This is a genomic window from Vibrio crassostreae, assembly GCF_041439375.1.
In the GTDB taxonomy this organism is placed as follows: Bacteria; Pseudomonadota; Gammaproteobacteria; order Enterobacterales; family Vibrionaceae; genus Vibrio; species Vibrio crassostreae_D.
Genome location: NZ_JBGONY010000003.1, coordinates 167,235 through 173,508, shown reverse-complemented (window position 1 = coordinate 173,508; position 6,274 = coordinate 167,235). Strand labels below are relative to the sequence as shown.

Below are 6,274 nucleotides of genomic sequence, written 5' to 3'. Positions count from 1 at the left end.
AAGATGCGGTCGCTGCCGCTATTGCGCGCGCCAAAGCGAAGAAAGCTCAACAAGCGGAATCTGCTGCTGACGCTCCGGTTGAAAGCTCTGGCGATGCCAAGAAAGATGCGGTCGCTGCCGCTATTGCGCGCGCCAAAGCGAAGAAAGCTCAACAAGCTGAATCGGCTGTTGACGCTCCAGCTGAAAGCTCTGGCGATGCTAAGAAAGACGCAGTTGCTGCGGCCATTGCTCGCGCTAAAGCCAGGAAAGCTCAACAAGCGGAGTCAGCTTCTGATGCTCCGGCTGAAAGTACTGGCGATGCCAAGAAAGATGCAGTTGCTGCCACTATCGCTCGCGCTAAAGCGAAGAAAGCGCAACAAGCTGAAGCCGTTACTCAAACAGAAAGTGAAACTCCGGTTGAAAGCTCTGGCGACGCTAAGAAAGACGCCGTTGCTGCAGCTATCGCTCGTGCCAAAGCGAAGAAGGCGCAGCAAGCGAAACAGGCTGAGACAGTAGAAACTCCTAAGCCAGTACTCGAAGTGGTAGCTGAAACTCAACCAGAAGCTGTCGATCCTAAGAAAGCTGCTGTTGCTGCCGCTATCGCACGCGCTAAAGCGAAGAAAGCACAGCAAGCTAAGCAGGTCGAAGCTCAAGAAGTCGCTCCCGAACCTGTGGCTGAACCTTTAGTTGAAAAAGAGACTGTGGTTGAAGCTGAGGCTCAATCAGAACCCGCCGACCCTAAGAAAGCAGCCATTGCTGCCGCAATTGCTCGTGCTAAAGCAAGAAAAGCGCAGCAAGAGCAAGATAAAAAGAACAATGAGGAGAAAGAGTAGTGGCCTTCTTTATCGCCAGCTCACCGCACGCACACAATCGTAGAAGCACCCCAGATCTCATGAAATGGGTGGCTATTTGTGCATTGCCAGGTCTACTAGCTCAAACCTACTTCTTTGGATGGGGTACGCTCATCCAGTTAGTATTTGCTATCGCACTTGCTGTTACCTTTGAAGCAGCCGTAATGCTGTTGAGAAAACGTCCGCCAGTGATGGCGCTGCGTGATTACAGTGCGGTTGTGACCGCTTGGCTACTCAGTGTCGCTATTCCTCCGCACTCACCGTGGTGGATTCTAGTGATAGGTATGTTCTTCGCGATTATTATCGCGAAACACTTATACGGCGGACTAGGACAGAACCCATTTAACCCTGCGATGGTGGCTTACGTTGTTTTGCTGATTTCATTCCCAGTTCAGATGACGAGTTGGAATGCACCCACGAGCTTAACAGCAGAAGCGACAAGTTTTATTGACTCATTCTTGATGATATTCACGGGCTTCAATAACGAAGGTTTATCTCTGCAACAAGCACGCCTTGGTATTGATGGCACCACAATGGCGACGCCACTTGATGCATTCAAAACGGCATTAACGGCAGGCAACACTGCTTCGGAAGCACTATCTCAACCGCAATTCAGTTGGTTAGCTGGCGTAGGCTGGGAATGGGTGAACCTTGCTTACTTAATCGGCGGTTTAGTGCTGATTAAGCAGCGTGTTATTCAGTGGTATATCCCAGTGGCTTTCATCGGCAGTCTGACTCTGTTTAGCTTAGTGTTCTTAGTGCTCACTCCTGGTGAAACCGCTTCTCCAACCATTCACCTTCTGTCTGGTGCGACTATGCTTGGTGCATTCTTTATTGCAACCGACCCAGTTTCGGCTTCAACGACAGTTAAAGGTCGCTTGGTGTTTGGTGCGCTAATTGGCGCGTTAGTGTTTATTATCCGCAGTTGGGGTGGCTTCCCTGATGGCGTTGCGTTTGCTGTATTGTTAGCCAATATGTGTGTACCACTGATTGACTACTACACCAAGCCTCGTACATACGGCCACTAAAGGAGCGGACATCATGCTAAATGCAATTAAGAAAAACGGCCTTGTGCTCGCGATTTTTGCCTGTGCATCGACAGGTTTAGTAGCGGTAACCCACTACCTAACAAAAGATCAGATCAAACAGCAAGAACAAGCTCAACTGCTCTCGGTACTTAACCAAGTGATCCCACACGATCTTCACGACAATGAACTGTTTTCGTCTTGTACATTGGTTCAAGCAGAAGAGCTTGGTACAGAGAAAGCGATGCCAGCTTACATCGCCAAAATCAATGGTGAGCCAAGCGCGATTGCTATCGAGGCAATTGCACCAGACGGTTATAACGGTGCGATTAAGGTGATCGTCGGTATGAAAATCGACGGTACCATTTTGGGCACTCGTGTACTTTCTCACCAAGAAACTCCAGGCTTGGGTGATAAGATTGATCTACGTGTGAGTGATTGGATTCTTTCGTTTGCTGGTAAACAAGTAACGGACTCTAATCTTGACCGTTGGAAGGTTCGTAAAGACGGTGGTGACTTCGACCAATTTACTGGCGCTACCATTACCCCTAGAGCGGTAGTGAAATCTGTCAAACAAGCGGTCCAATACGTCAACCAAAACAACCAAGCATTGCTTGCTCAACCTCTAAATTGTGGTGGTGAATAATGAGTGATCATAAAACATTAATCAAAAATGGCATGTGGGCCAACAACCCTGCCCTAGTACAACTGCTTGGGTTATGTCCTCTATTGGCTGTCTCTTCAACGGTAACCAACGCACTTGGGCTCGGTATTGCGACTCTACTTGTATTAGTCGGTTCCAACGTCGCGGTTTCTCTAGTTCGTAACCACGTACCAAAAGAGGTACGTATTCCGGTGTTCGTGATGATCATTGCATCACTGGTTACGTGTGTTCAACTGCTGATGAATGCTTACGCGTATGGTCTGTACCTATCTCTCGGTATATTCATCCCGCTGATCGTAACCAACTGTATCATCATTGGTCGAGCAGAAGCCTTCGCTTCTAAAAATGAAGTATTACCAGCGGCTCAAGATGGCTTCTGGATGGGCCTTGGTATGACATCTGTATTGGTGGTACTGGGCGCAATGCGTGAAATCATTGGTAATGGCACCCTATTTGATGGCGCAGATCTGCTACTCGGTGATTGGGCGTCAGCCTTAAGAATCGAAATTTTCCAATTTGATAACAGCTTCTTGCTGGCTCTACTTCCACCGGGTGCCTTTATTGGTGTTGGTTTCTTGATTGCGTTGAAAAACATCATCGACAACCAAGCAAAATCTAGACAGCCTAAACAAGAAAAACCAGTCATTGAACGCGCTCGCGTTACCAATGCTTAATAAGTTACAGTAGCTTAAACCCTGCTGAGTAGCTCAACCGCTCAGCAGGTAAATAGATTGACCAAGCACACATAATAATGACGCTCATAAGAGCGCGTAACCGATGATAAAGCCTGAACCATTGCGGAACTTGTTATTTTAAAACGAGTAAGTTTGAAAGAACTTCGCCGGAACTCAAGCCCTAACTATTTGAAAGTAATGTCGCTATGAACAATGTAAAACGAGTAGAAATACTTGAGCGTTTAAGAGAAAACAATCCAAAGCCAGAAACTGAGCTTAACTGGAACAGCCCTTTCGAGTTGCTGATCGCCGTGCTCTTATCTGCGCAGGCAACCGATGTCAGCGTCAACAAAGCCACTGATAAGCTTTACCCTGTGGCTAATACTCCACAGGCTATTTTCGACCTAGGTGTCGATGGCCTAAAAGAGTACATCAAGACCATCGGTCTGTTTAATTCGAAAGCAGAAAACACCATCAAAACGTGTCGTATGCTGCTTGACCTACACAAAGGTGAAGTACCGGAAGATCGCGCTGCATTAGAAGCCCTTCCAGGTGTCGGTCGTAAAACAGCAAACGTAGTGTTAAATACCGCATTCGGTTGGCCAACCATTGCCGTTGATACTCACATCTATCGTGTATCAAACCGCACTAAGCTAGCGATGGGTAAAACCGTCGACGATGTCGAAGCAAAACTACTTAAAGTTATCCCAAAAGAATTCAAACTGGATGTCCACCATTGGCTCATTCTTCATGGACGTTACACCTGTGTCGCACGTAAACCACGCTGTGGCAGCTGTATCATTGAAGATCTCTGTGAGTTCAAAGAGAAAACGGACGTCTAGGCTCACAAGCTGTTAGCCCTAAGCGAAAGAAGCTAACAGGCCTATTGGCTAAAAAGCGCCGCGTTTATCTAGCGGCATAAAACAGAATTACAAAAACGTATACATAATTAAAGCTAGGAGCAAATCATGTCAAACGGTCGTATTTTACACACCATGCTACGCGTGGGTGATCTAGACAAGTCTATCGAGTTCTATACCAATGTAATGGGCATGCAGCTATTACGTAAGAACGAAAACAAAGAGTACGAATACACGCTGGCTTTCGTTGGCTTTGGTGACGAATCTCAAGGTGCTGTGATTGAGCTGACTTACAACTGGGGCACGACTGAATATGACCTTGGCTCAGCTTTTGGTCACGTTGCTATCGGTGTTGATGACATCTACACAACGTGTGATGCAATTAAAGCAGCAGGCGGTAACGTAACGCGTGAAGCTGGCCCTGTTAAAGGCGGCTCTACACACATTGCATTCGTTAAAGATCCTGATGGCTACATGATTGAGCTGATTCAGAACAAACAAGCAAGCGCAGGTCTAGAAGGTTAATTCCTCAACCTCTATACGAAGTTGGGCTTGAACGCCTGATGAAATGAAAAAAATAAGCGAGCACTGTGCTCGCTTCTTTTTTATGTTTCCACGTATGAACAATACCCTTCACCAATTATTATTAACAATCTCACCAATGAAACTTTACATGATAATGATTATCATTTAAATTAACTACCTATTGATTAGTGAGGTAATACAATGATTAGCGAATGGGAAAAACACACGTTACTTGCCGATACTGCATTGCAGCTCGACGATCCTGTACGAAGTATTCTTCACTATCAGCAAGCATTGAACTTGAGCGAAGAAATCACTGAGCGTACCGATATTCAGGCTGACGAACGCCTACTGATCTCGGTGATCTCTTGTCACAATCTCGCGCAATTCTGGCGATGGGCTGGTGATACCGAATACGAGCTCAAGTATCTTCAATTGGCTTCAGAAAAAGTGCTGACACTGATCCCGCAGTGCCCTAACACTCAATGTTCCAGCTTTATCGATTCTATTGGTTGCTGTAAGAAAGCGCTGATCGATTTCATGAAACGCCATCCCAATCCTAAAATTGCTTCTATGGTAGAAAAGATCGATACCGCGACCAACTGTGAAATGATTGCTCGTTTCCGTCTTAACTAGGAAAGCTCCTTTCGCAGACGCAACGTTTAGTTCATTGATTCAAATTAAAAAGCCCGTCATGACGACGGGCTTTTTAATTTGAGCTTTAGATTTTATTGGCGCTAAACCTGCGTTCTACCCAATGAGATAACAACGCGTCGGTTCTTGTCTTTACCAATCGGCGAGTTGTTGTCGGCAATTGGACGACGCTTACCATAGCCTTGTACTTGAATACGGTCTTCTGGCAAACCGAGAGACTTAAAGTACTCTCTTAACGACTCAGCTCTGCGCTCTGAAAGGTTTTGGCTAATGCCTTTGCTGTCGACAGAATCGGTGTACGTTGCCACCAGCACAAGATCAATATCTTGGTTGTAGCGAACATAATCAGCAATCTGGCTCAACCTTTTACGCGACGACTTGTTCAGCTGATCACTGTTACGGTCATAGTGCAAAATAGTGAAAGAGATATCTTCAAAGCTGTAAGGCAGCAGGTTAGCAACACAGTCACTGAACACATTGTATTTTTCTTGGAATAACACCGACGACAGCGACACTTCGATTCGCTGGTCGCGGCTCTGCCACTCTTGGTAACTGAATGTCGGGTAGCGCCCTTTCTCCAACTCACTCAAGATTCCCCACGCCGTTTGACCGCCAACGTAGCCATCAAATTGTTGGAAGAACTTAATGGTTGTCATGCGATCAGCACTTTCACCCGGACGCCAAGGTGGCGGCATCGAAATCAAGCTGACATTACGCGTAGCACCCATTGGGCGACGCATTTTAAGCTCAAAGTCCAAAATGATTTTTTTACTCGCGCGAGATGAGAACTCAGCATCACCAAAATTTGGGATAGGGTGAACCAAGCGGCATTCGAGTGGCGTGTTGGCCACCATCTCCCACGTTGACTGTTGAGGAGATGCTCCGTAACGCTTTTCTTGTGCCATTACTGGTGACGACATAAGTAGCGAAAATAGCATTGAACCTGTTATGAGTTGTTTCTTCATAAAGTGGAGTATCTCTTAAGCAATTCGTTTAACAATGCAGCCAATTGCCGCATTTTTCTCTCACGTTTAAATATGCA

General features: G+C 46.3%; 7 protein-coding genes and 1 pseudogene. 7 read left to right on the top strand and 1 reads right to left on the bottom strand.

The genetic code is table 11. The features are described 5' to 3' along the window. The 7 genes and pseudogenes from ACED45_RS02940 to ACED45_RS02910 all read left to right on the top strand — a co-directional run. Nucleotides 1-812, top strand: a pseudogene (locus ACED45_RS02940) (electron transport complex subunit RsxC); the annotation flags it as partial. After that, nucleotides 812-1,858, top strand: coding sequence for an electron transport complex subunit RsxD (gene rsxD, locus ACED45_RS02935; RefSeq protein ID WP_285953196.1), 1,047 nt, complete (start codon nt 812-814; stop codon nt 1,856-1,858). The pseudogene ACED45_RS02940 and the gene rsxD, both read left to right, overlap by 1 nt. 13 nt (nt 1,859-1,871) lie before the next feature. Next, nucleotides 1,872-2,501: an electron transport complex subunit RsxG gene (rsxG, locus tag ACED45_RS02930; RefSeq protein ID WP_063524257.1), complete on the top strand. Its 630-nt coding sequence runs from the start codon at nt 1,872-1,874 to the stop codon at nt 2,499-2,501. Then, the gene (locus ACED45_RS02925; RefSeq protein WP_285953195.1) at nt 2,501-3,193 is read left to right on the top strand and encodes an electron transport complex subunit E; all 693 of its coding nucleotides are present in this window, start codon (nt 2,501-2,503) and stop codon (nt 3,191-3,193) included. Before rsxG ends, ACED45_RS02925 begins: the two co-directional genes overlap by 1 nt. A 206-nt stretch (nt 3,194-3,399) precedes the next feature. Further along, on the top strand, nt 3,400-4,035 hold the full coding sequence (gene nth, locus ACED45_RS02920) for an endonuclease III (protein ID WP_108194240.1): 636 nt from the start codon (nt 3,400-3,402) through the stop codon (nt 4,033-4,035). Between the two features lie 126 nt (nt 4,036-4,161). After that, complete coding sequence (gene gloA, locus ACED45_RS02915) at nt 4,162-4,578, top strand: lactoylglutathione lyase (protein ID WP_004734046.1); 417 nt, start codon at nt 4,162-4,164, stop codon at nt 4,576-4,578. 201 nt (nt 4,579-4,779) lie between these two features. Beyond that, nucleotides 4,780-5,214, top strand: a complete 435-nt coding sequence (locus tag ACED45_RS02910) for a DUF2753 domain-containing protein (RefSeq protein ID WP_004734047.1) — start codon at nt 4,780-4,782, stop codon at nt 5,212-5,214. A gap of 101 nt (nt 5,215-5,315) precedes the next feature. On the opposite strand, the gene motY is transcribed toward ACED45_RS02910, so the two are convergent. Then, the gene (gene motY / locus ACED45_RS02905; RefSeq protein ID WP_004734048.1) at nt 5,316-6,197 is read right to left on the bottom strand and encodes a flagellar protein MotY; all 882 of its coding nucleotides are present in this window, start codon (nt 6,195-6,197) and stop codon (nt 5,316-5,318) included. Between the last annotated feature and the right edge of the window lie 77 nt (nt 6,198-6,274).

Excerpts from the sequence above, each read along its gene's own strand:
- motY (WP_004734048.1), bottom strand. The coding sequence starts at position 6,197 with ATGAAGAAACAACTCATAACAGGTTCAATGCTATTTTCGCTACTTATG.
- gloA (WP_004734046.1), top strand. The coding sequence starts at position 4,162 with ATGTCAAACGGTCGTATTTTACACACCATGCTACGCGTGGGTGATCTA.
- ACED45_RS02910 (WP_004734047.1), top strand. The coding sequence starts at position 4,780 with ATGATTAGCGAATGGGAAAAACACACGTTACTTGCCGATACTGCATTG.
- ACED45_RS02925 (WP_285953195.1), top strand. The coding sequence starts at position 2,501 with ATGAGTGATCATAAAACATTAATCAAAAATGGCATGTGGGCCAACAAC.
- nth (WP_108194240.1), top strand. The coding sequence starts at position 3,400 with ATGAACAATGTAAAACGAGTAGAAATACTTGAGCGTTTAAGAGAAAAC.
- rsxG (WP_063524257.1), top strand. The coding sequence starts at position 1,872 with ATGCTAAATGCAATTAAGAAAAACGGCCTTGTGCTCGCGATTTTTGCC.